General features: G+C 53.3%; 19 protein-coding genes and 1 other annotated feature. Of the genes, 14 read left to right on the top strand and 5 right to left on the bottom strand.

Translation table 11 applies throughout. The features are described 5' to 3' along the window. Positions 1 to 451 precede the first annotated feature (451 nt). The 4 genes from FAZ14_RS06705 (at position 452) to thrC (ending at position 6268) form a co-directional block, all read left to right on the top strand. A complete protein-coding gene (locus tag FAZ14_RS06705; protein WP_016940663.1) occupies positions 452 to 1153 on the top strand; it encodes a tRNA/rRNA methyltransferase in 702 nt (233 codons plus the stop codon). A 206-nt stretch (positions 1154 to 1359) separates the two neighbouring features. Further along, positions 1360 to 1476 (top strand) — a sequence feature (Thr leader region). A 110-nt stretch (positions 1477 to 1586) separates the two neighbouring features. Next, on the top strand, positions 1587 to 4043 hold the full coding sequence (gene thrA, locus FAZ14_RS06700; RefSeq protein ID WP_016940662.1) for a bifunctional aspartate kinase/homoserine dehydrogenase I: 2457 nt from the start codon (positions 1587 to 1589) through the stop codon (positions 4041 to 4043). 2 nt (positions 4044 to 4045) lie between these two features. After that, positions 4046 to 4975, top strand: a complete 930-nt coding sequence (gene thrB / locus FAZ14_RS06695; protein WP_016940661.1) for a homoserine kinase — start codon at positions 4046 to 4048, stop codon at positions 4973 to 4975. A 3-nt stretch (positions 4976 to 4978) separates the two neighbouring features. Beyond that, positions 4979 to 6268 carry a threonine synthase gene (thrC, locus tag FAZ14_RS06690; protein WP_016940660.1) on the top strand — a complete coding sequence of 430 codons (1290 nt, stop codon included), beginning with the start codon at positions 4979 to 4981 and terminating at the stop codon, positions 6266 to 6268. Positions 6269 to 6426: 158 nt separating this feature from the next. Here the strand turns inward: thrC and yaaA are convergent, their stop codons facing one another. Next, positions 6427 to 7206 (bottom strand): peroxide stress protein YaaA, encoded by a 780-nt coding sequence (yaaA, locus tag FAZ14_RS06685; RefSeq protein ID WP_016940659.1) that lies wholly within the window; start codon positions 7204 to 7206, stop codon positions 6427 to 6429. Further along, positions 7181 to 7483 (bottom strand): hypothetical protein, encoded by a 303-nt coding sequence (locus tag FAZ14_RS06680; RefSeq protein WP_153508266.1) that lies wholly within the window; start codon positions 7481 to 7483, stop codon positions 7181 to 7183. The genes yaaA and FAZ14_RS06680 overlap by 26 nt, the downstream gene beginning before the upstream one ends. Positions 7484 to 7507: 24 nt before the next feature. Between FAZ14_RS06680 and tal the strand changes: the two genes are divergently transcribed. After that, on the top strand, positions 7508 to 8461 hold the full coding sequence (gene tal, locus FAZ14_RS06675; protein ID WP_016940657.1) for a transaldolase: 954 nt from the start codon (positions 7508 to 7510) through the stop codon (positions 8459 to 8461). 98 nt (positions 8462 to 8559) lie between these two features. Here tal and FAZ14_RS06670 read toward each other — a convergent pair whose 3' ends face one another. Continuing rightward, entirely contained in the window at positions 8560 to 9705 is a 1146-nt protein-coding gene (locus FAZ14_RS06670) for a GGDEF domain-containing protein (protein ID WP_016940656.1), read from the bottom strand. A 401-nt stretch (positions 9706 to 10106) separates the two neighbouring features. Between FAZ14_RS06670 and mog the strand changes: the two genes are divergently transcribed. Next, positions 10107 to 10694, top strand: coding sequence for a molybdopterin adenylyltransferase (gene mog, locus FAZ14_RS06665; protein WP_038926598.1), 588 nt, complete (start codon positions 10107 to 10109; stop codon positions 10692 to 10694). Between the two features lie 128 nt (positions 10695 to 10822). Further along, entirely contained in the window at positions 10823 to 12142 is a 1320-nt protein-coding gene (locus FAZ14_RS06660; protein ID WP_153508265.1) for an MFS transporter, read from the top strand. 87 nt (positions 12143 to 12229) lie between these two features. Here the strand turns inward: FAZ14_RS06660 and satP are convergent, their stop codons facing one another. After that, on the bottom strand, positions 12230 to 12802 hold the full coding sequence (gene satP / locus FAZ14_RS06655; RefSeq protein WP_016940653.1) for an acetate uptake transporter: 573 nt from the start codon (positions 12800 to 12802) through the stop codon (positions 12230 to 12232). Positions 12803 to 13187: 385 nt separating this feature from the next. Between satP and dnaK the strand changes: the two genes are divergently transcribed. From dnaK to nhaR, 4 genes are all read left to right on the top strand, one after another. Continuing rightward, positions 13188 to 15098, top strand: a complete 1911-nt coding sequence (gene dnaK / locus FAZ14_RS06650) for a molecular chaperone DnaK (RefSeq protein ID WP_012886223.1) — start codon at positions 13188 to 13190, stop codon at positions 15096 to 15098. Between the two features lie 109 nt (positions 15099 to 15207). Then, positions 15208 to 16341, top strand: coding sequence for a molecular chaperone DnaJ (gene dnaJ, locus FAZ14_RS06645; protein ID WP_016940651.1), 1134 nt, complete (start codon positions 15208 to 15210; stop codon positions 16339 to 16341). A 193-nt stretch (positions 16342 to 16534) separates the two neighbouring features. Next, positions 16535 to 17707 carry a Na+/H+ antiporter NhaA gene (gene nhaA, locus FAZ14_RS06640; protein ID WP_153508264.1) on the top strand — a complete coding sequence of 391 codons (1173 nt, stop codon included), beginning with the start codon at positions 16535 to 16537 and terminating at the stop codon, positions 17705 to 17707. 70 nt (positions 17708 to 17777) lie between these two features. Continuing rightward, complete coding sequence (gene nhaR, locus FAZ14_RS06635) at positions 17778 to 18668, top strand: transcriptional activator NhaR (protein ID WP_153508263.1); 891 nt, start codon at positions 17778 to 17780, stop codon at positions 18666 to 18668. A gap of 77 nt (positions 18669 to 18745) precedes the next feature. Here nhaR and rpsT read toward each other — a convergent pair whose 3' ends face one another. Further along, positions 18746 to 19009 carry a 30S ribosomal protein S20 gene (gene rpsT, locus FAZ14_RS06630; protein WP_012768310.1) on the bottom strand — a complete coding sequence of 88 codons (264 nt, stop codon included), beginning with the start codon at positions 19007 to 19009 and terminating at the stop codon, positions 18746 to 18748. 396 nt (positions 19010 to 19405) lie between these two features. Here rpsT and ribF point away from each other — a divergent pair, with 396 nt between their 5' ends. From ribF to lspA, 3 genes are read left to right on the top strand one after another with little or no spacing between them, the layout of a single operon-like run. Then, on the top strand, positions 19406 to 20347 hold the full coding sequence (gene ribF, locus FAZ14_RS06625; protein WP_038926602.1) for a bifunctional riboflavin kinase/FAD synthetase: 942 nt from the start codon (positions 19406 to 19408) through the stop codon (positions 20345 to 20347). A 34-nt stretch (positions 20348 to 20381) separates the two neighbouring features. Beyond that, positions 20382 to 23207 (top strand): isoleucine--tRNA ligase, encoded by a 2826-nt coding sequence (gene ileS, locus FAZ14_RS06620; protein WP_153508262.1) that lies wholly within the window; start codon positions 20382 to 20384, stop codon positions 23205 to 23207. After that, positions 23207 to 23713, top strand: coding sequence for a signal peptidase II (gene lspA, locus FAZ14_RS06615; RefSeq protein WP_016940646.1), 507 nt, complete (start codon positions 23207 to 23209; stop codon positions 23711 to 23713). Before ileS ends, lspA begins: the two co-directional genes overlap by 1 nt. The last annotated feature ends 1 nt before the right edge of the window (position 23714 follow it).

Below are 23714 nucleotides of genomic sequence, written 5' to 3'. Positions count from 1 at the left end.
AGTACGCAAATACGTGTTAATGCACTTGTTTCCACCTGACGCACGGCCTGATAACAGGTAGCGATGAGGTTTTTCAACAGGGCCTATTGTGGCGCATAGTTTAACCTTATTAACAGCAACATAACAGTGAGCACTGATTTCACCGACTGGCAAATCTACGGTTCCATTGACATATATCAAATTCCATTGTAGCACGTTAGCGCTTTGTGGAAAACGCGCTACGAATGCTGCTATCTATCACAATTTAACATTTTTATACTGACCACGGCATAATAAATGCTAATGGCTGAAGCGTTTCCATTTTCATGGCGTCATCCCATTCTGGCCGGTGTGTCAAGGTTGACGTTTCTGTCCACCTGTCTGATATACCACTACCCTGGTAGAGGGCAGGTCAACTCGTTGTTACATCTGAATTATCAGCGCACCTGCCAGGTGTCGTTTGGGAGGTTATGTGCAGTTTTATATCATTTTAGTGGCACCAGCCAGGCCCGAGAACGTGGGGGCGTCGGCGCGAGCCATGAAAACGATGGGGTTTGGTCGTTTGCGGATTGTGGATAGTCGCGCGCATCTTGAACCCGCGGCGCGCTGGGTGGCGCATGGCTCCGGCGATATTCTGGATGGTGTTGATGTTTTTCCGACGCTTGCCGATGCGCTGGCGGATATTGATTTTACGGTGGCGACAACCGCCCGCAGTCGTGCTCGTTTTCATTACTACTGTGAACCGGCCCAACTACTGGGGGTGTTGCAGGAAAAGCAGCAATGGGTGGGCTCTGCCGCGCTGGTATTTGGCCGGGAAGACTCCGGGCTGACGAATGAAGAGCTGGCGCTGGCAGACATCCTGACCGGTGTACCGATGGCGGCAGATTATCCATCACTGAATTTGGGGCAGGCAGTAATGGTGTATTGCTATCAGTTAGCGTCGTTGATGCAGGTGGCAGTAGCGGAGCCGATGCCTGCGGAGTCAGGGCAGTTGGGAGCGCTGCGTGAGCGATTTTCGCGCTTGTTGGTTCGGGTTGGTGCGCAGCAGGATGAAAAGTTGCGTGACTGGCTCCAGCAGCGTCTTGGGTTATTGGAGCAGCGGGATAATGCCATGCTGCACAGACTGTTGCATGATGTAGAAAAAGCCTTGTCGGCAGAAGATAAGGGGAAATGAAGGTAATGCGGCGAAACATATCGGCAGGCTGTGTTTGTTGAATAATTGTCTGGTTTTTTTGTTCTTCTGCAGAGGCTTTCCCCATTGCGGTCATCGTGGGGCAAACAGCGAAATGAAGAAATCCGTTGACTTAGCAAGGCGATTGCCCTAACTAATAGGGCAGATAATTTTTTTTGAATCACGAGAACGCTACGCGATGCATTACACCAGCCAGGTTACCACCACCATTATTATTACCACCGGTACTACCAGTAACGGTGCGGGCTGACGCGTACAGATGAATCCAGAAAAAGCCCGCACTTCAGAGTGCGGGCTTTTTTTTTACAGTTATTGCGGGCTTGTTTCTGCCCGTCAAGGATACAAGGCTGTTGCAAGCGGTTTTCAAAGGCGCTTTGGCGTTTTTGGCCAGAAAAAATTCAGGAGAATAGACAAGATGCGAGTGTTGAAATTTGGCGGGACCTCGGTAGCCAACGCGGAGCGGTTTGCGCGTGTTGCCGATATCATCGAAAGTAATGCACGACAGGGACAGGTCGCGACGGTGCTGTCAGCACCGGCGAAAATCACCAACCATTTGGTCGCCATGATTGAAAAAACCGTGGCGAAACAGGACATCCAGCCAAATATCATCGAAGCAGAAGTCATTTTTGCCGATTTATTGCAGGGACTGGCCCAATCCCAGCCCGGTTTTGCTTATGACCGACTGAAAGCGCGGGTAGATGAAGAGTTCGCCCAGCTCAAACAAGTATTACACGGCATCGCGTTGCTGGGGCAGTGCCCGGATAGCGTCAACGCAGGTATTATCTGTCGGGGTGAAAAACTCTCCATCGCGATTATGGAAGCGGTATTTCAGGCGCGTGGCTATCAGGTGTCAGTCATCGATCCAGTTCGTAGTCTGTTGGCGCAGGGTCACTATCTGGAGTCTACGGTTGATATCGCTGAATCGACCCGCCGTATTAGTGACCTGGTGATCCCGGCGAACCATGTGATCCTGATGGCAGGCTTTACCGCCGGTAATGATAAAGGCGAGCTGGTGGTGCTGGGCCGCAATGGTTCTGACTACTCGGCGGCGGTGCTGGCAGCATGTCTGCGTGCCGATTGCTGTGAGATCTGGACGGATGTTGACGGCGTGTACACCTGTGACCCGCGTCAGGTGCCTGACGCGCGATTGTTGAAGTCGATGTCCTATCAGGAAGCGATGGAATTATCCTACTTCGGCGCCAAAGTTCTCCACCCCCGTACTATCGCTCCTATCGCCCAGTTCCAAATCCCCTGCCTTATCAAGAATACCGAAAACCCTCAGGCCCCGGGTACACTCATCGGGCTGGAAAGCGACGATATCCGCTATCCGGTCAAGGGCATCACCAACCTCAATAACATGGCGATGATCAACGTTTCCGGCCCCGGCATGAAAGGGATGGTCGGGATGGCTGCACGTGTGTTTGCCGTGATGTCGCGTGCCGGTATTTCGGTGGTACTGATTACCCAGTCCTCTTCTGAGTACAGCATCAGCTTCTGTGTATCTCAAAATGAGCTGTCGCGAGCGCGCAAAACGCTGGAAGACGAATTCTATCTGGAACTGAAAGAGGGTGTGCTGGAGCCGCTGGATGTGGTGCAGCGACTGGCGATTATTTCCGTGGTGGGTGACGGTATGCGTACGCTGCGCGGCTTGTCGGCGCGTTTGTTTACCGCGCTGGCGAGCGCCAATATCAACATCGTGGCAATCGCGCAGGGGTCGTCCGAACGCTCAATCTCGGTTGTCGTGAATAACGACGTGGCGACCACAGGTGTGCGGGTAGCGCACCAGATGCTGTTTAACACCAATCAGACGCTGGATGTCTTTGTGATTGGTGTGGGCGGTGTAGGCGGTGCGCTGCTGGAGCAAATCCAGCGCCAGCAGTCATGGCTCAAACAAAAACACATTGATGTGCGGGTGTGCGGCATCGCCAATTCCAAAGCAATGCTCACCAACGTGCACGGTATTCCGATGGACCGCTGGCGTGACGAACTGGCGCGTGCGCGTGAGCCATTCAGTCCGGCCGCGCTCAGCCGTCTGGTGAAAGAGTATCACCTGCTCAACCCGGTGATCATCGATTGTACGTCCAGTCAGGTTGTGGCCGATCAATATGCCGATTTTCTGGCAGACGGTTTCCATGTCGTTACGCCGAATAAGAAAGCCAACACCGGCTCACTGCGTTACTACCACCAGTTGCGGCAGGTTGCGGCGAAATCACGTCGCAAATTCCTGTATGACACCAACGTTGGCGCAGGTCTGCCGGTTATCGAAAACCTGCAAAATCTGCTGAATGCTGGTGATGAGCTCATCCGCTTCAACGGTATTTTGTCGGGTTCTTTATCCTTTATTTTCGGCAAGCTGGATGAAGGCATGCCGTTGTCCGCCGCAACGCTGCTGGCGAAAGAAAAAGGCTTTACCGAACCGGACCCGCGTGACGATCTGTCTGGTATGGATGTGGCGCGTAAGCTGTTGATCCTGGCGCGTGAGGCGGGGTATGAGCTGGAACTGGAAGATATCCAGGTTGATTCTGTGCTGCCCGCGGAATACACACAGGGCGATGTAGCCAGTTTTCTGGAACGTTTACCGCAGTTGGATGCCGAATTTGCCCACCGGGTTGAAGCCGCGCGTGCAGAAGGTAAAGTGTTACGCTACGTCGGTAAGATCGAAGACGGCAAATGTCAGGTGACGATCAGTGCCGTAGGCGGTAACGATCCGTTGTTCAAAGTGAAGGACGGTGAGAATGCGCTGGCGTTTTACAGCCGCTACTATCAGCCGCTGCCGCTGGTGTTGCGAGGATACGGGGCAGGTAATGATGTGACGGCGGCCGGGGTATTTGCAGACCTGCTGCGTACGCTGTCGTGGAAGGTGGGAGTGTGAGAATGGTGAAGATTTATGCCCCGGCATCCATTGGGAATGTGAGCGTGGGGTTTGATGTGCTGGGCGCGGCGGTATCACCGGTGGATGGTACCCTGTTGGGCGATTGCGTTAGCGTGCGCGAAGCGGATCTGTTCAGCCTGCACAATGAAGGGCGTTTTGTCAGTAAGCTGCCGGATAACCCGAAAGATAACATCGTTTATCAGTGCTGGGAGCGCTTCTGTCAGGAGATTGGCAAGACCGTGCCGGTTGCCATGACGCTGGAAAAAAACATGCCGATTGGATCGGGGTTAGGCTCCAGCGCCTGTTCGGTGGTCGCCGGATTGATGGCGATGAACGAGTTCTGTGGTAAGCCGTTGGATGATACCCGACTGCTGGCACTGATGGGTGAGCTGGAAGGCCGTATTTCCGGCAGCGTACATTACGACAATGTTGCGCCGTGCTTTCTGGGCGGCGTGCAACTGATGATAGAAGAGCAGGGCATCATCAGTCAGCCGGTACCGGGATTCGACGACTGGTTATGGGTGATGGCGTATCCGGGCATCAAGGTGTCCACGGCTGAAGCGCGGGCAATCTTACCCGCGCAGTATCGCCGTCAGGATTGTATTAGCCACGGTCGCTATCTGGCGGGCTTCATTCACGCCTGCCATACCGGTCAGGCGGAGCTTGCCGCCACACTGATGAAAGACGTGATCGCCGAGCCGTATCGCACGCGCCTGCTGCCGGGTTTCGCCGAGGCGCGTCAGGCTGCCAACGAATTAGGGGCGCTGGCCTGTGGCATTTCCGGTTCCGGGCCGACGCTGTTTTCCGTGTGCAACGATATGGACGTTGCACAGCGCCTGGCAAACTGGCTGCGGGAAAACTATCTGCAGAACGACGAAGGTTTTGTTCATATTTGCCGTCTGGATACCGCAGGCGCGCGACAACTGGGATAACGCATGAAACTGTACAATCTGAAAGATCACAATGAACAGGTGAATTTCGCCGAGGCGATCCGTAAAGGACTGGGAAGCAATCAGGGCCTGTTTTTCCCGTTGGAGCTGCCTGAATTCGACCGCACTACCGTTGATGAACTGCTGGAGCAGGATTTTGTCACCCGCAGTAGCCGTATCCTGTCGGCGTTCATTGGTGATGAAATGTCTGATGAAACCGTCTACCAGCGTGTGAAAGCGGCGTTCCGTTTCCCTGCGCCGGTCGTGCCGGTGAGTGAGGATATTGCCGCGCTGGAGCTGTTCCACGGCCCGACGCTGGCGTTCAAAGACTTCGGTGGCCGTCTGATGGCGCAGATGCTGGCGGAAGTGGCGGGCGATCAACCAATCACGATTCTGACCGCGACGTCTGGTGATACTGGGGCGGCGGTTGCTCACGCGTTCTACGGCCTGAAAAATGTGCGGGTGGTGATTCTGTACCCGAACGGCAAGATCAGTCCGTTGCAGGAAAAACTGTTCTGTACCCTGGGTGGCAACATCCACACCATCGCTGTCGACAGCGATTTCGACGCCTGTCAGGCGCTGGTGAAGCAGGCGTTTGATGATGAAGAACTCAAGCGTGCTATCGGGCTGAACTCTGCCAACTCTATCAACATCAGTCGTCTGCTGGCGCAGATCAGTTACTATTTTGAAGCCGTGGCGCAGTTGCCACAGGAAGCACGCAACCAACTGGTGGTATCAGTGCCAAGTGGTAACTTCGGTGACCTGACTGCCGGTTTGCTGGCGAAATCGCTGGGCCTGCCGGTGAAACGTTTTATCGCCGCGACCAATGCTAACGATACCGTGCCACGCTTTTTGCAAAGTGGTGCCTGGCAGCCAAACCCGACAGTGGCGACGCTTTCCAATGCGATGGATGTGAGCCAGCCGAACAACTGGCCGCGCGTGGAGGAGTTGTTCCGCCGTAAAAACTGGCAACTGAAGGATCTGGCATTCGGTGCGGTGAGTGACGAAACCACCAAAGCCACCATGCTGGAACTGGAAGCGCTGGGTTATACCTCGGAGCCGCACGCGGCGATCGCTTACCGCTTGTTGCGTGACCAACTGCAACCGGGTGAATACGGCCTGTTCCTGGGTACTGCCCATCCGGCGAAGTTTAAAGAGAGTGTGGAAGCGATTCTGGGTAAAACCTTGCCGTTACCGCAGGCGCTGGCCGATCGTGCCGATCTGGCATTGCTGTCGCACCACTTTGCCCCGGATTTTGCGCTGCTGCGTAAATTCCTGATGGAGCTGCCGTACTAATCTGCTCCGGATCGTGAGTCAGACTGGCCTCACGACGACCCTGCCAAACGACCGGAAAATAGGGAACCATCTTCCGGTCGTTTTTGTTGTCAGCGTTAAACCACCTCCTCGGGAGGTGGTGATTGTTTTAAGGCACGCTAAACGTTGTGCTCATGTTTTCAGGCATCGCGCTCGCGGCGTCGGAAGACGAGTTCGTCCGCCGAGGAGTCGGCAGGGTCGAAGTAATAGCCATCGCTGTTAAAATCTTTTAGCTGTTCCGGTTGTGTCAGACGGTTTTGAATGATGAAGCGACTCATCAGGCCGCGAGCCTTTTTGGCATAAAAACTGATCACCTTGAACTTGCCGTTCTTTTCATCCAAAAAGACGGGTTTGATAATCCGTGCCTTGAGTCTGGCGGGTTTAACGGATTTGAAGTACTCGTCTGAGGCCAGATTGATCAGGATATCGTCGTTTTGTTCGGCCAGTGCCTGATTAAGCGTTTCGGTAATGGTATCGCCCCAAAACTGATACAGGTCGTTGCCTGTGTCGTTTTTCAGCCGAATGCCCATTTCCAGACGATAAGGTCGCATCAGGTCCAACGGACGCAATACGCCATACAAGCCGGACAGTATGCGCAAATGCTGCTGCGCAAAATCAAAATCTGCCTCGTTGAAATCTTCCGCGGCCAGACCGGTATAGACATCACCTTTGAAGGCCAGCAGTGCCTGACGTGCGTTATCCAGTGAAAATTCCGGGCTCCATTCCTGAAAACGAGCGGCATTCAGGTCTGCCAGCTTGTCGCTGATGCCCATCAGCGAGGCGATATCCGCCGGGGTCAATTGCTTGCAATGCTGTATCAGTTGCTGGGAGTACGCCAGCAGCGCAGGCTGCGTATAGCGTTGAGTCGGCAGCGGGCTGGTGTAATCCAGCGTTTTAGCAGGTGAAAGGGTGATGAGCATAAGCATATCCCGTTGGTGTATTGGCTGGCCTTACTGTAGCAAAAGTCAGTAAAAAGGGGCGATAGCTGCGACAGGCATGATAAATCGGTGTTATGTGGCGTAGCGCGCGATTTTTGGTTAAAAACAGGAATAAATAAAAATGGATGTTGGTTATTTCTTTGATTTTTAATCTTAATTTTCCAATTTTTCTTTTGGTTGGTTTTTTGCTGGTCCGCTTGCGCGGTCTTTGGCGCGTGTTATTATCAGGCTCTGGCGACAGTTCCTGCCACCAGTTCATGCACAAACAATGAGAAAGGCCAACATGACGGATAAACTGACTTCCCTACGCCAATTCACCACCGTAGTGGCAGATACCGGCGATATCGCGGCAATGAAGCTTTACCAGCCGCAGGACGCCACTACCAACCCTTCCCTGATTTTAAATGCCGCACAGATTCCAGAATACCGTGCGCTGATTGATGACGCCGTGGTCTGGGCCCGCGCGCAGAGCAGCAAACGCGAGCAACAGCTTGTTGATGCGACGGATAAACTGGCCGTCAATATCGGTCTGGAAATTCTTAAGCTGATTCCGGGCCGCATCTCTACCGAAGTTGACGCCCGTCTTTCTTACGATACCGAAGCCAGCGTTGCCAAGGCAAAACGTCTGATCAAACTGTATAACGACGCTGGTATCAGCAACGACCGTATTCTGATCAAACTGGCTTCCACCTGGCAGGGTATCCGCGCTGCTGAGCAGTTGGAAAAAGAAGGCATCAATTGCAACCTGACCCTGCTGTTCTCGTTTGCCCAGGCTCGTGCCTGCGCAGAAGCCGGCGTATTCCTGATTTCTCCGTTCGTAGGCCGCATTCTGGACTGGTACAAAGCCAACAGCGACAAGAAAGAGTTTGCTGCGCACGAAGACCCAGGTGTTATCTCCGTGACCGATATCTATGAGTACTATAAGTCGCATGGTTATGAAACCGTGGTCATGGGTGCCAGCTTCCGTAATGCGGGTGAGATTCTGGAACTGGCGGGTTGTGATCGTCTGACGATTGCCCCGGCTCTGCTCAAAGAACTGTCGGAAAGCCAGGGTGAGGTGGTGCGTAAGCTGTCTTATCAGGGCGAAGTGAAAGCACGTCCGGCTAAGCTGACTGAGTCTGATTTTTACTGGCAGCACAATCAGGATCCGATGGCGGTGGATAAACTGGCCGACGGTATCCGTAAATTTGCGGTAGACCAGGAAAAACTGGAAAAAATGATCGCCGACCTGCTGTAAGACGTTATCTGTTATAACGGCTGTATCTGTTATAACGACTTGCTTGCAGTTAAGGTTTACACCGGTAGGGTTGAATACCGCGTGTCTGTCGAAAACGGTCAGCTGGCGCTGGCCGTTGTTGTTTCTGTCATGTCCTGTTGGGCCGATGCGGGCTGCGTGGCGATAGTACAGTTCCGTGAACGTTTGGCCTGATAGAGATTAACGTCGGCACGGCGGATAATTTCATCCAGCCTCTCATCAGGCAGTTCAGCGGCCACCAACCCAATGCTGACGGTAATCCACGGTGTTACCGAGGCGGCGTTGTACCCGAATTCATGGATCCCTTCTCTGACCCGTTCTGCCACACGCATGGCGTTTTCCAGTGTGATGCCGGGGAGTACGACGGCAAATTCATCCCCCCCCAGACGACAAATGATGTCACGGTTACGAAACGAGTGCCGAATAATGTCGGCAATGGTTTTGAGCGTTTTATCGCCAGCGGCATGCCCCCATGTGTCGTTCACCTGCTTGAAATGGTCGATATCAATCAGCATCGCGCAGAGCGGCTTATCCTCCTGATAGGCAACTTTTAATGCACGGTTGGCCAACTGGTAAAAGGCGTCCCGGCGCAAAACACCGGTCAGATCGTCGTAACGAGCGGTGGCAGGCAGTTCTATCAGGTACTTCTTCGCAAACAGCGACAGCAGGCTGCCCATAATGGCAATCAGCAGGCTGATACAAACCAGAGTGACGATTTCTGCAGAAGAGGTAAGAATGTTGATAAAGCCGGGCACATTATTCAAGGAGGTGATGCGCACGCGCACGCCGATAAGCTTGTCGGTGGGCGAGAGGATGGGCATCACGGTAATAAACTGATCTTTTTCCTGCGAATTACCCGATGAGGCCAGCATATTCTGGCAAACCCGGATAATCGCCATATCATTAAGCGGCAGGTTGAGTTCCGACAGGCGGTTGATACATTCGTGGCGGGTGTCGTGGGTGTTGAACGCCATAATGCGCACCCGGGAGAACATGGAATTGCCGACTTTGTAGAACTGATCACTTTCAGTGACGTCGCCACCTATGTTATTCGCGTCGTACAGGCGAATGATATTATCAAAACTGCGTTTTTCTTCCTGCCAGTCTTTTTGACGGGAATTCAGCAACAACAGGCTGGTCAGCGCAACGGAGAACAAGCCGAACAAGACAAAAGCGGAAAATGGATTGGCAAACAACCTTACCAGGTGACTTTTAATAACATTCATTCACTTTTCCTGAACTGCACGGTGGTACGCTATTGTCCGGCCCTGATGTTACTTGCAAAATCAGCCTCGTTGAGGCGCTACGTGGGTTCCCGGAGCCCGGAATTAGTGTAGCAGTTATTCACGTGATGATTTACGCGTACTCTCCCTGTGCAATCTGACTGCGATAATCATGAAAGCTGGGGTAGACTCTTAATTATTATTATGGTCAAAAATATTAATCGATAGTTGAGCATTAACACGTTGAATCGTTAGATATTTTGTATGGTCATGGCGCGGTTGTTGACGACATCGCGCGGATCTTAGGCATTGTCTCATTAGTGAGCTGATTTTTGAATGGGTTTAATGCATTGGATGATTAATCTGGCTGATAGAACTAATTTTTGGATAAACAAGAGGTGCTTATGAACAGTCTATGTGTTGGTTTGGTATCCATTTCTGATCGCGCGTCCAGCGGGGTTTATCAGGATGAAGGCATTCCGGCTCTGCAGGCATGGCTGAGCGAAGCACTGAGCACCCCTTTTGATGTGCAAACCCGTCTGGTGCCGGATGAACAACCACTAATCGAGCAAGCGCTGTGTGAGCTGGTGGACGAATGTGGTTGTCATCTGGTACTGACGACGGGCGGTACCGGGCCAGCACGTCGTGATGTCACGCCTGATGCCACGCTGGCGGTTGCCGATCGGGAAATGCCGGGGTTCGGCGAACAGATGCGCCAGATTAGCCTGCGTTTTGTGCCTACCGCGATTTTGTCACGTCAGGTTGGTGTCATTCGCAAGCAGGCATTGATTCTCAATTTACCGGGGCAACCGAAATCTATTCGTGAAACCTTGTCTGGCCTGAAGGATGCAACGGGGCAGGTTATCGTGCCGGGTATTTTTGCCAGTGTCCCCTACTGCATCCAACTGCTGGAGGGGCCTTATATCGAAACCAATCCTGACGTGGTAGTCGCTTTTCGTCCTAAGAGTGCGATACGCGATATAAAAAGCTGAAGTTGAGGTATTGAATCAATAATTACCGCCCGATGCTGGTGTGTCAAAATTTTGCCGCTATAGTAATTTTTTATTTACACGATAATATAAAATTATTTTCTTATCGTACTGGCATTGCGCGGTTATTTATGACTAGTGAGCAGCATCGTCGATTGAATCGACACGATTATCAAACCCTCTCGTTGGCGGCATTGGGCGGCGCGCTGGAGTTTTACGACTTCATCATCTTCGTCTTTTTCGCTGCGGTTATTGGTGATCTGTTTTTCCCGTCTGATATTCCCGAATGGTTACGGCAGGTACAGACCTTCGGTATCTTTGCTGCTGGCTATCTGGCGCGTCCGCTAGGCGGTATCGTGATGGCGCATTTTGGCGATCGTGTCGGTCGCAAGAAAATGTTCAGCCTGAGTATCCTGCTGATGGCATTGCCTACGCTGGGTATGGGGATGCTGCCAACATACGCCTCCATCGGTATCGTGGCCCCGCTACTGTTATTGTTGATGCGGGTGCTGCAAGGGGCGGCGATTGGCGGTGAAGTGCCGGGTGCGTGGGTGTTTGTGGCGGAGCATGTTCCCCGTTCCCGCATCGGTATTGCCTGCGGTACACTGACTGCTGGACTGACGCTCGGCATTCTGTTTGGTTCGATGGTCGCCACTGTGCTCAATACCTTACTACAGCCTGGGCAGATTGTTGCCGGTGGCTGGCGTATCCCGTTCTTTATCGGTGGTATTTTTGGGTTGATTGCCTTGTACCTGCGCCGCTGGTTACAGGAAACGCCGATTTTCCGCGAGATGCAGGCGCATAAGGCGCTGGCGGATGAACTGCCGCTCAAAACCGTCGTCTTTCGCCATAAGAAGGCGATAGTGGTCAGTATGTTGCTAACCTGGCTGTTATCAGCGGGCATTGTGGTGGTGATACTGATGGCACCGGTGTATTTGCAGAAATTGCACGGCATTCCGGCAGCGTTAACATTGCTGGCCAATAGTCTGGCTACCATCATGCTGATGGTGGGGTGCATTATTGCCGGGCTGGCATCGGACAGGATTGGCGTTGGCCGCACCTTTATTATCGGTAGCCTGCTGTTTGCGGTATGCAGTTGGTTCTTTTATTCCCACGCGGCCATGAGCCATGGTGTGTTGTTCATCAGCTATGCGCTGGCGGGATTGAGCGTGGGCGTCGTGGGCGCAGTGCCATACGTCATGGTGCGTGCATTCCCGGCTGCGGTACGCTTTTCCGGCATTTCTTTTTCCTACAACGTGGCGTACGCCATTTTTGGTGGCATGACACCTATTTTTGTCACGTTGTTGATGAAATGGACGCCGCTGGCACCGGCTTTTTATGTGCTGGCGTTGTGTGCTCTGGGGTTGATACTGGGGGTTTATCTCCAGAGCCAAACCCATCGTGAAGTGGAATCGAAAGCCGAGCAGATGACGTCGCCTGCTAGCGTATAATCGCAGTGGGTAAAAAAGTGAACGAAAAAAGAGAGGCGCAATATGCGCCTCTCTTTTTTACCTGATAGCGAGTGTTACACGGCTCTATCAGTGTGCGCCACGAGCACCAATCGGCAGTACGGTACGACCATACTGCTCGTTGAGCACTTCGGCCATTGCCAGGTAGATGGCGCTGGCACCACAGATAATGCCTTCGTAACCGGCGAAGGTCAGCAGTGCGTGGTTGCCGGTGATGTTACCCATCGCCAGCAAGGCGAACAGTACGGTCAGGCTGGCGAACACGAATTGCAGCGCGCGGTTGGCACCCAGTGTGCCGAAGAACATAAACAGGGTGAAGATGCCCCACAGTGCCAGGAATACGCCCAGGAACTGTGCATCGGCGGCTTCCGCCAGGCCCATTTTGGGCAGCATGATGATAGCAACCAGCGTCAACCAGAATGCGCCGTAGGAGGTAAAGGCAGTGACGCCAAAGGTGTTGCCTTTTTTATATTCCAGCAGGCCAGCCAGGATCTGGGCGATACCGCCGTAGAAGATGCCCATGCTCAGAATAATAGAAGTCAGTGGGAAAAAGCCTGCGTTGTGCAGGTTTAACAAAATGGTGGTCATCCCGAAGCCCATCAGTCCCAGTGGGCCCGGATTCGCCAACGTTTTCTCGTGCATACATCCTCAGCAATAACAAAATGGTCAATGTGGTGTTGTGTCTCAAAGTTTGCCCGGCGAGCACGCCTTCGAGATGAACGGCGTGCCGCCGTTACCCGCTGTCAGGCCGGGTTAATCCCTTTTCTGCGGCGAGCGCGGCATCATAGCGGGCGGCAATAGGCGATACAACCAGATAGGTTGCGAATAATTTGATCAAAAACGGGGAAGATGCAGTTTTTTTTGGTGACTCCCCCTTGATGCCGGAATTGTCGTCCCCATCTTAGAGTCATCGAAGCGGTTTGACTGAAAAGATAATGACGATTTTGGGGTGTTGAAAAGTAGTATTTCGCCCGCATAGTAGGTTAAACCACCACACCGAATATGACTTTTAAGTGGAGATGTTTAGATGGGTAAGATTATTGGTATCGACTTGGGTACAACCAACTCTTGTGTAGCGATTATGGACGGTACGCAGGTCAAAGTACTGGAAAACAGCGAAGGTGATCGCACCACGCCTTCCATTATTGCTTATACGCAAGATGGTGAAACTCTGGTTGGCCAACCGGCTAAACGTCAGGCGGTGACTAACCCGAAAAATACGCTGTTTGCTATCAAACGTTTGATTGGTCGTCGTTTCCAGGATGAAGAAGTTCAGCGCGACACCAACATCATGCCGTACAGAATTATTCCGGCTGACAACGGCGATGCGTGGGTAGAAGTTAAAGATCAGAAACTGGCTCCGCCGCAGATTTCCGCTGAAGTGCTGAAAAAAATGAAAAAGACGGCGGAAGATTATCTGGGTGAAACCATCACCGAAGCCGTCATTACCGTTCCGGCTTATTTTAACGATGCTCAGCGTCAGGCGACCAAAGACGCCGGCCGTATCGCGGGCCTCGAAGTAAAACGTATCATCAACGAACCGACCGCCGCTGCGCTGGCATACGGTCTGGACAAAGGTGTTGGCAACCGCACTATCGCCGTGTATGACCTGGGTGGTGGTACGTTTGATATCTCCATCATCGAAATCGATGACGTGGACGGCGAAAAAACCTTTGAAGTACTGGCGACCAACGGTGATACCCACCTGGGTGGCGAAGACTTCGATAGCCGTATGATCAACTATCTGGTTGACGAGTTCAAAAAAGAGCAGGGCTTTGACCTGCGTAACGACCCGCTGGCGATGCAGCGTCTGAAAGAAGCGGCAGAAAAAGCGAAGATTGAGCTGTCTTCTGCTCAGCAGACAGACGTTAACCTGCCGTACATCACGGCGGACGCAACCGGTCCGAAACACCTGAACATCAAGGTGACTCGCGCCAAACTGGAATCGCTGGTTGAAGACCTGGTAACCCGTTCACTGGAACCGCTGAAAGTGGCGCTGCAGGATGCTGGCCTGTCCGTATCCGAAATCCACGACGTGATCCTGGTCGGTGGTCAGACACGTATGCCGCTGGTACAGAAGAAAGTGGCCGATTTCTTCGGAAAAGAGCCGCGTAAAGACGTTAACCCGGATGAAGCTGTGGCGATCGGTGCTGCGGTGCAGGGTGGCGTGCTGGCCGGTGATGTAAAAGACGTACTGCTGCTGGACGTGACTCCGCTGTCTCTGGGTATCGAAACCATGGGCGGCGTGATGACCCCGCTGATTACCAAGAACACCACGATCCCGACCAAACACAGTCAGGTGTTCTCAACGGCGGAAGACAACCAGTCTGCGGTGACCATCCATGTACTGCAGGGTGAGCGTAAGCGCGCTCACGATAACAAGTCGCTGGGCCAGTTCAACCTGGACGGTATCCAGCCGGCACCGCGCGGTATGCCGCAGATTGAAGTGACGTTCGACATCGACGCCGACGGTATCCTGCATGTATCGGCTAAAGACAAGAACAGTGGCCGTGAGCAGAACATCACCATCAAAGCCTCTTCGGGCCTGAATGAAGATGAAATTCAGAAGATGGTACGTGACGCTGAAGCTAACGCCGAAGCGGACCGTAAGTTTGAAGAGCTGGTACAGGCGCGTAACCAGGGTGACCACCTGCTGCACAGCACCCGTAAGCAACTGGAAGAAACCGGTGACAAACTGGCTGCCGCTGACAAGACCGCTATTGAAGAAGCATTGAAAGCGCTGGAAACTGCGCTGAAAGGTGAAGATAAAGCGGATATCGACGCGAAAATCCAGAAACTGGCCGAAGCATCGACCAAACTGCTGGAAGCCGCTCAGCAGCAACAGGCTCAGGCCGGTGCGGCGGGCGCTGACAATGCCGCACGTCAGGATGACGATGTGGTTGACGCCGAGTTCGAAGAAGTCAAAGACAAGAAATAATCGCCCTTAAGCGGGCGCAGTAGCGGTAGCTCATACTGTTGCTGGCAACCAGCACGGGCGTCGGGGAAACTCTGCGCCCGTGCACGCATGTTGAGGGCAGGAAAAAAGAATGGCGAAGCAAGACTACTACGAAATTCTGGGTGTTGCGAAAGGCGCGGACGAACGCGACATCAAAAAGGCTTATAAACGGCTGGCGATGAAATATCATCCAGACCGCAATCCGGGCGATAAAGAAGCTGAAGCCAAGTTCAAGGAAGTCAAAGAAGCCTATGAGATTTTGACCGATGCTCAGAAACGCGCCGCCTACGATCAGTATGGACATGCCGCGTTTGAGCAAGGTGGCATGGGTGGTGGCGGTGCCGGTGGTTTCGGCGGCGCTGATTTCGGCGACATTTTTGGTGATGTCTTCGGCGATATCTTTGGCGGCGGACGTCGTCAGCGTGCAAGTCGCGGTTCTGACTTACGTTACACCATGGAGCTGACGCTGGAAGAAGCGGTACGCGGCGTCACAAAAGAGATCCGTATCCCGACGCTGCAAGAGTGTGACGTGTGCCATGGCAGCGGTGCTAAACCAGGCAGCAATGCAGTCACGTGCCCGACGTGCCACGGTAACGGACAGGTGCAAATGCGTCAGGGTTTCTTTACGGTGCAGCAGACGTGTCCGCACTGTCATGGGCGCGGGAAAATCATCAAAGACCCTTGCACGAAGTGCCACGGTCATGGCCGCGTTGAGAAGAGCAAAACGCTCTCGGTCAAGATCCCGGCAGGGGTCGATACTGGCGACCGCATCCGCCTGGCAGGTGAAGGGGAAGCGGGAGAGTTTGGCGCACCAGCAGGCGATTTGTATGTGCAGGTGCAAGTACGTGAACACCCGATCTTCCAGCGTGAAGACAATAACCTCTATTGCGAAGTCCCGATTAACTTTGCGATGGCGGCGCTGGGCGGGGAAATTGAAGTGCCGACACTTGATGGCCGGGTGATGCTGAAAGTCCCCGCGGAAACGCAAACCGGTAAACTGTTCCGTATGCGCGGTAAAGGCGTGAAATCGGTTCGTGGTGGCGTTCAGGGTGACCTGTTGTGCCGGGTGGTGGTAGAAACCCCGGTCAACTTGAGTGATCGTCAAAAACAACTGTTGCAGGAATTGCAGGAAAGTTTCGGTGGGCCGACTGGCGAAAGCAACAGCCCTCGTTCCAAAAGTTTCTTCGACGGTGTGAAAAAATTCTTTGATGATTTGACGCGTTAAGTCGATTCTCCGCCCGTCTTAATAAAAGCCAGCCAGGGTAACCCGGCTGGCTTTTTTACCGACATTGTCTGATTGCTCGATTTATTCGAGTAATAATCCAGTTTAAAACTGCTTTTAACGATGATTACTGTGGCTTAACCTTGCATCTCATTATCGGGCCGTGATGCCCGTCGATGGGGTAAGGGAGACAAAAATGATAAAGCTATTTCGCTATTTGACCGGCCTGGAAGCGGCTGCCGGTATGATTTTGATTATCGCCACGCTGCTGGCGTTACTGGTTGCCAATATCCCCGCCACATTATCGTGGTATCACGCCTTTCTGGAGATACCGGTTGTACTGGGGATTGGCGCACTGAATATCAACAAACCACTGCTGTTGTGGATCAATGACGGCTTGATGGCGCTGTTTTTCCTGCAGGTAGGGCTGGAGGTTAAGCGTGAATTGGTCGTCGGTGCGCTGGCGAGTCGGCATCAGGCCATACTGCCGGTGGTGGCGGCGTTTGGTGGGATGCTGGTGCCCGCGCTGTTTTTCCTGCTGTTCAACGCTACCGAAGTAGAAACCCGTTCCGGCTGGGCGATTCCGACGGCGACGGATATCGCTTTCGCGGTCGGTATCCTGGTGCTGTTGGGTAAACGAGTGCCAACCGGGTTAAAGGTGTTTCTGCTGGCGCTGGCGATCATTGATGACCTGGGGGCTATCGTCATCATTGCCTTGTTCTATACACAGCAGTTGCATTGGCTGGCGCTGTCAGGCGCACTGGCCGCGATCATGGTACTGGCGTACATGAATCACCAGCAGGTGATGAAAACCTCAGCGTATCTGTTGGTTGGTATCGTGCTGTGGGTGTGTATTCTGAAATCTGGCGTGCATGCTACGCTTGCTGGGGTGATTGTGGGGTTCTTTATTCCTCTGCGCGTTCCGACGGGTCATACTTCGCCTGCCAGTACGCTGGAGCACGGGCTGGCGAGTTGGATAGCCTTTTTGGTAATCCCGCTGTTTGCTTTCGCTAATGCTGGTATTTCGTTGCAGGGTGTTGAGTTCCGGCACTTGCTGTCGCCATTAACGTTAGGTATCGCCAGCGGATTACTGGTGGGCAAGCCGATTGGTGTGTCGTTGTTTAGCTGGCTGGTGATCCGCCTTGGGCTTGGCCGGTTACCGGCAGGCGTGGATTTTCGTCAGGTGATGGCGGTATCGGTGTTGTGCGGTATTGGGTTTACCATGTCTATCTTCATTACGCTGCTGGCGTTTGGCGATGTGTCGGCACAGGATATCCTGTATGCCAAGCTGGCCATTTTGCTGACATCACTGGCCACGGCGGTGTTGGGCTACCTGACGTTGCGTGCGGTATTGCCTGCGGCACGCTGAACGATGCATGAATGCGCTATGCATACACTCGCATAAACCATGCGGAACATGAATGAAGGGACGCGGGCCTATGTCGCATATTAACTTCAATCATCTCTACTATTTCTGGCAAGTGTGTAAGACCGGTTCGGTGGCTGCAGCCGCCGAACGGCTATTTTTGACGCCACAAACGATTACCGGGCAAATAAAACTGCTGGAAGAGCGGCTACAGGGAAAGTTGTTCAAACGTAAAGGTCGTGGGCTGGAGCCAACAGAGCTGGGGCAACTGGTGTTTCGCTATGCGGACAAGATGTTTGCCTTGAGTCAGGAGATGCTGGATATCGTGAATTACCGCAAGGAATCCAGCCTGCTGTTTGATGTCGGTGTGGCGGATGCCTTGTCTAAACGACTGGTAAGCCGGGTGTTGGAAACGGTGGTGAATGAACAAATGCCGATTCACCTGCGCTGCTTCGAATCCACCCATGAGCTGCTGATTGAACAATTAAGCCAGCACAAGCTGGATATGATTTTGTCTGATTGCCCGGTGGATTCCGGCCAGCAGGCCGGTCTATTTTCCCGCAAACTGGGTGAGTGCGGGGTGAGCTTTTACAGCCGCCGTCCGGGGCCGGAGGTGCCTTTCCCCGCCTGCCTGTCGCAAAGTAAGCTATTAATTCCTGCTCGTCGCACCATGCTGGGGCGCAAGCTGCTCAATTGGTTTAGTGAGCAGAATCTGTTAGTGGATATCATGGGTGAGTTCGATGATGCGGCATTGATGACCGCCTTCGGAATGAGTCACGATGCGATCTTTGTCGCACCATCGCTGCATGCCGATGAAATGGTGGCACAGGGTGAAATTGTAGAGGTTGGCCGCATCGATAATATTCAGGATGAGTATTACGTTATTTTTGCCGAGCGTATGATTCAACATCCGGCGGTGCAACGTGTCTGCAACGAAGACTTCTCTTCCTTGTTTTGTGAATAACGGTGTTTTTAGTGTTTAGCAGGCACAAAAAAACCGGCCTGAGCCGGTTTCTTTAGCGATTCATCACGTAAACGTGATTACTGCATCGCGTTGATCTGCGCAGTCAGATTGGATTTATGACGAGCAGCTTTGTTTTTGTGGATCAGACCTTTGCTGGCCTGACGGTCCACGATCGGTTGCATGTCATTAAATGCTTTCTGCGCAGCTTCTTTATCGCCAGTGGCGATGGCCGCATACACTTTCTTGATGAAAGTACGCATCATGGAGCGACGGCTTGCATTGTGCTTGCGGCGCTTCTCAGACTGTACGGCGCGTTTCTTAGCTGATTTGATATTAGCCAAGGTCCAACTCCCAAATATATTCTATCGAGGACAATTCAAAGGCCGAGGAATATGCCCTTTTAGCCTTCTTTTGTCAATGGATTTGTGCAAATAAGCGCCGTTTGTACGCCAGCGCTTGTTACGTTGTGATGGCGCGGGATTTTAGCAGCTTAAGCGTCGGGAATACAGCCTTTCGCGTCATAAATTCGCCCTTTACCGCCGTTGTCGCGTCAAGCGTTTGATTACGGGTTAAAAGCCGTGCGCCTGTCGATGCGCCAGCTAGCGGCCAGGTGAAAAATTCTCATTGAGGTGGGAAGGCGAAATACGCTGACATGGCAACAAAAGGCATGAATCGCGGGTTAACCTTGTTCGCTGTACAAGGTATAATCCGCCGATTTCCACTGTTTTGAGCCAGTTATGCAGCTAATACGCGGTATACACAATCTCCAGGCCTGCCACTACGGCTGTGTGCTAACTATTGGTAACTTTGACGGTGTCCACCGCGGGCATCAGGCATTGCTTGAGCGCCTGAAGCAGGAAGGTCAGGCCCGTGGGTTACCGGTCATGGTGATGATTTTTGAGCCTCAGCCGCTGGAACTGTTTGCCGCAGAGAAAGCACCAGCACGGTTGACCCGGCTGCGCGATAAGGTGAAGTATCTGGCGCAGGCCGGTGTGGATTATCTCTTGTGCGTGACCTTTGACGCCCACTTTGCCGCGAACCATGCCAGTACCTTTATTTCCAGCCTGTTGGTGGAAAAACTGGGGGTGAGATTTCTGGTGGTGGGGGATGACTTCCGCTTCGGGGCTGGCCGCGAAGGGGATTTCCTGTTATTACAGAAAGCGGGCGTCGAACAGAATTTCGACGTGATCAGCACGCAGACCTTTTGCAGCAGTGGCAAACGGGTGAGCAGCACAGCCGTACGCGAAGCGTTGGCGCAGGACAACCTGACGCTGGCGCAGGAACTGTTAGGGCACCCGTTCAGTATCTCTGGTCGGGTGGTGCACGGCAACGAGCTGGGGCGCACCATCGGCTTTCCAACGGCCAACCTGCCTTTGAAACGTCAGGTTTCTCCGGTAAGCGGTGTCTATGCCGTCCAGGTGTACGGACTGGGTGATGCGCCGTTGCCCGGTGTTGCCAATATCGGTACCCGTCCGACCATAACGGGCGATAAACGCCAGCAACTGGAAGTGCATTTGTTGGATGTCACACTGGATCTGTATGGGCGACATATAGATGTGGTGATGTGTAAAAAATTACGTAGTGAGCAGCGGTTTGCTTCGCTGGATGCGCTGAAGCAGCAAATCGCCAACGATGTGGTGGCCGCCCGTGAGTTCTTCGGGTTGAAGGCACCGGTTTAATTTTTCTCTAGCCGAAAACGAAATCGAGAAGCGAATGAGTGACTATAAAACTACCCTGAATTTGCCGGAAACAGGGTTCCCGATGCGTGGCGATTTAGCCAGGCGCGAACCTGACATGCTGAAACGTTGGTATGAGCAGGATTTGTACGGGATTATTCGTGGCACCAAGAAGGGTAAAAAAACCTTTATCCTTCATGATGGCCCGCCGTATGCGAACGGCAATATTCATATTGGTCACTCGGTTAACAAGATTCTCAAAGACATTATTATCAAGGCCAAAGGTTTATCCGGTTATGACTCGCCGTATGTGCCGGGCTGGGACTGCCACGGTCTGCCAATCGAACTGAAAGTAGAACAATTGGTGGGCAAACCGGGTGAGAAAGTCAGCGCCGCACAGTTCCGTGAAGAGTGCCGGAAATACGCAGCCGAGCAGGTAGCCGGGCAGAAAAAAGATTTCATCCGTCTGGGTGTGTTGGGTGACTGGGATCGCCCCTACCTGACCATGGATTTTAAAACCGAAGCCAATATTATTCGCGCACTGGGTCGTATCATCGAAAACGGCCATCTGCACAAAGGCGCCAAGCCGGTGCACTGGTGTGCCGACTGTGGTTCCGCGTTGGCGGAGGCGGAAGTGGAGTATTACGACAAAACTTCCCCGGCGATTGATGTCGCGTTCAACGCGGTTGACCGTGCTGCCGTACTGGCGAAGTTCGGGCTGGCGGCCGATGCGGTAAACGGTGAAGTCGCGCTGGTTATCTGGACCACGACACCCTGGACGTTGCCGGCTAACCGTGCGATTGCCCTGAATGCTGACTTTGACTATGTACTGGTTCAGGTTGCCGACAAGGCTATCATCGTGGCGCAAGGGCTGGCCGACGCGGTGACTAAACGCGTTGCTGGCAGTGATACCAGCAGCTGTTTGGGCCATGCGGTCAAGGGTAGCGAGCTGGAACTGCTGCGTTTCCGTCATCCCTTCCTGGATTTCGATGTCCCGGCTATTTTGGGCGATCACGTCACGCTGGATGCCGGTACCGGTGCGGTACACACCGCCGGTGGCCACGGCCCGGACGACTATGTCATCAGCCAGAAATACCAGTTGGAAATCGCTAACCCTGTCGGACCCAACGGCTGCTACCTGCCGGGTACCTTCCCGGGGCTGGATGGTCTGTTTGTGTTCAAAGCCAACGACAAGATCGTTGAATTGCTGCGTGAGCGCGGTGCGTTGTTGCACCATGAAAAGCTGCAACACAGCTACCCGTGCTGCTGGCGTCACAAGTCGCCGATTATATTCCGCGCCACGCCGCAGTGGTTTGTGAGTATGGATCAGAAAGGGCTGCGCGCTCAGTCGCTGTCCGAAATCAAAGGCGTGCAGTGGATCCCGGATTGGGGTCAGGCGCGCATTGAGTCGATGGTTGCAAACCGTCCTGACTGGTGTATTTCCCGCCAGCGTACCTGGGGCGTGCCGATGTCGTTGTTCGTGCATAAAGAAACGCAGGAACTGCATCCTCGTACCGCAGAGCTGATTGAAGCGGTAGCCAAACGTGTTGAACAGGATGGCATTCAGGCATGGTGGGATCTTAACCCGGCAGACCTGATGGGCGCGGAAGCGGCCGATTATGAAAAAGTACCGGATACGCTGGATGTGTGGTTCGACTCCGGGTCGACGCATGCTTCTGTGGTGGATGTTCGCCCGGAATTTGGCGGCCACGCAGCGGATATGTACCTGGAAGGTTCTGACCAGCATCGTGGCTGGTTCATGTCTTCACTGATGATTTCTACCGCGATTAAAGGCAAAGCGCCGTACCGTCAGGTGTTGACCCACGGTTTTACTGTGGACGGTCAGGGCCGCAAGATGTCGAAATCCATCGGCAACACCGTCAGCCCGCAGGATGTGATGGATAAATTGGGGGCGGATATTCTGCGTTTGTGGATCGGCTCTACCGACTACTCTGGCGAGATTGCGGTATCTGATGAAATCCTCAAACGTTCTGCCGATGCATACCGTCGTATCCGTAACACCGCACGTTTCCTGCTGGCTAACCTGAATGGTTTCGATCCGGCGCTGCACAGTGTGAAGCCGGAAGACATGGTGGTGCTGGATCGTTGGGCGGTAGGCTGTGCCAAAGTGGCGCAGGATGAGATTGTCGAGGCCTACGAGAGTTACGATTTCCACCGTGTGGTGCAGCGTCTGATGCAGTTCTGTTCTATTGAGATGGGGTCGTTCTATCTCGATATCATCAAGGACCGTCAGTACACCGCGAAACACGACAGCGTGGCGCGTCGTAGCTGCCAGACGGCACTGTTCCATATCGCTGAAGCGTTGGTTCGTTGGATGGCCCCGATTATGTCGTTTACCGCCGATGAAATCTGGGGGTATCTGCCGGGTAAACGTGCGCAGTTTGTCTTTACCGAAGAGTGGTATGACGGTTTATTCGGGCTGGCCGACAGCGAACCGATGAACGATGCGTTCTGGACTGACATGCTGAATGTGCGCAGTGAAGTCAACAAGGTGATCGAGCAGGCACGTAACGACAAACGCATTGGTGGCTCACTGGAAGCAGCCGTGACGTTGTATGCGGATGAGCGGTTGTTTGCACAGCTCAACAGCTTGCAAGGTGAGTTGCACTTTGCCTTGTTAACCTCCAAAGCGCGGTTGGAACGTGGTGAGAATGCACCGGCTGACGCACAACAAAGTGAATTACCGGGACTGAAAGTTGTCCTTACTAAAGCCGACGGGGAGAAATGCCCGCGTTGTTGGCACTATGAAACGGATATCGGCAGTGATGCCGCGCATCCTGATGTCTGCGGTCGCTGTGCGACCAATGTTGGCGGTAATGGCGAAGAGCGTAAGTTTGTCTGATGAGTAAATCTACTGGAGCAACGGGTCTGCGCTGGCTGTGGCTAGCTGCACTGGTACTGGTGGTCGATCTCGGCAGCAAGCAGTGGGTGATGACCCACTTCCAACTGGGTGAGTCGGTACCGCTGGTGCCGTTCTTCAATTTTACCTACGCCCATAACTATGGTGCGGCGTTTAGCTTTCTGGCAGACAAAGGCGGCTGGCAACGCTGGCTGTTTGCGGTGATAGCGCTGGTCATTATTGTGGCGTTGCTGGGGATGATGCATCGCTCCAGTGCCAGCCAGAAGCTGAACAACATCGCTTATTCGATGATCATTGGTGGCGCTATTGGCAATCTGGCCGATCGATTAGTGCATGGTTACGTGATCGATTTTCTGGATTTTTACGTCAATAACTGGCATTACCCGACGTTTAATCTGGCGGATAGCGCCATTGTCGTGGGAGCGTTGCTGATTGTGCTGGAGGGGTTTTTAGCTTCTCCGCAAAAAAAGCAGGTGGAAGGTAAATAAC

The organism is Dickeya oryzae (genome assembly GCF_009372235.1).
Lineage (GTDB): Bacteria > Pseudomonadota > Gammaproteobacteria > Enterobacterales > Enterobacteriaceae > Dickeya > Dickeya oryzae.
This window is presented reverse-complemented; position numbering and strand designations above follow the sequence as displayed.

What these genes read in the sequence shown, in the direction of transcription:
- thrA (WP_016940662.1), top strand. Translation starts at nt 1,587, where the DNA reads ATGCGAGTGTTGAAATTTGGCGGGACCTCGGTAGCCAACGCGGAGCGG.
- thrB (WP_016940661.1), top strand. Translation starts at nt 4,046, where the DNA reads ATGGTGAAGATTTATGCCCCGGCATCCATTGGGAATGTGAGCGTGGGG.
- thrC (WP_016940660.1), top strand. Translation starts at nt 4,979, where the DNA reads ATGAAACTGTACAATCTGAAAGATCACAATGAACAGGTGAATTTCGCC.
- yaaA (WP_016940659.1), bottom strand. Translation starts at nt 7,206, where the DNA reads ATGCTCATCACCCTTTCACCTGCTAAAACGCTGGATTACACCAGCCCG.
- FAZ14_RS06680 (WP_153508266.1), bottom strand. Translation starts at nt 7,483, where the DNA reads ATGAACTGGTGGCAGGAACTGTCGCCAGAGCCTGATAATAACACGCGC.
- tal (WP_016940657.1), top strand. Translation starts at nt 7,508, where the DNA reads ATGACGGATAAACTGACTTCCCTACGCCAATTCACCACCGTAGTGGCA.
- FAZ14_RS06670 (WP_016940656.1), bottom strand. Translation starts at nt 9,705, where the DNA reads ATGAATGTTATTAAAAGTCACCTGGTAAGGTTGTTTGCCAATCCATTT.
- mog (WP_038926598.1), top strand. Translation starts at nt 10,107, where the DNA reads ATGAACAGTCTATGTGTTGGTTTGGTATCCATTTCTGATCGCGCGTCC.
- FAZ14_RS06660 (WP_153508265.1), top strand. Translation starts at nt 10,823, where the DNA reads ATGACTAGTGAGCAGCATCGTCGATTGAATCGACACGATTATCAAACC.
- satP (WP_016940653.1), bottom strand. Translation starts at nt 12,802, where the DNA reads ATGCACGAGAAAACGTTGGCGAATCCGGGCCCACTGGGACTGATGGGC.
- dnaK (WP_012886223.1), top strand. Translation starts at nt 13,188, where the DNA reads ATGGGTAAGATTATTGGTATCGACTTGGGTACAACCAACTCTTGTGTA.
- dnaJ (WP_016940651.1), top strand. Translation starts at nt 15,208, where the DNA reads ATGGCGAAGCAAGACTACTACGAAATTCTGGGTGTTGCGAAAGGCGCG.
- nhaA (WP_153508264.1), top strand. Translation starts at nt 16,535, where the DNA reads ATGATAAAGCTATTTCGCTATTTGACCGGCCTGGAAGCGGCTGCCGGT.
- nhaR (WP_153508263.1), top strand. Translation starts at nt 17,778, where the DNA reads ATGTCGCATATTAACTTCAATCATCTCTACTATTTCTGGCAAGTGTGT.
- ribF (WP_038926602.1), top strand. Translation starts at nt 19,406, where the DNA reads ATGCAGCTAATACGCGGTATACACAATCTCCAGGCCTGCCACTACGGC.
- ileS (WP_153508262.1), top strand. Translation starts at nt 20,382, where the DNA reads ATGAGTGACTATAAAACTACCCTGAATTTGCCGGAAACAGGGTTCCCG.
- lspA (WP_016940646.1), top strand. Translation starts at nt 23,207, where the DNA reads ATGAGTAAATCTACTGGAGCAACGGGTCTGCGCTGGCTGTGGCTAGCT.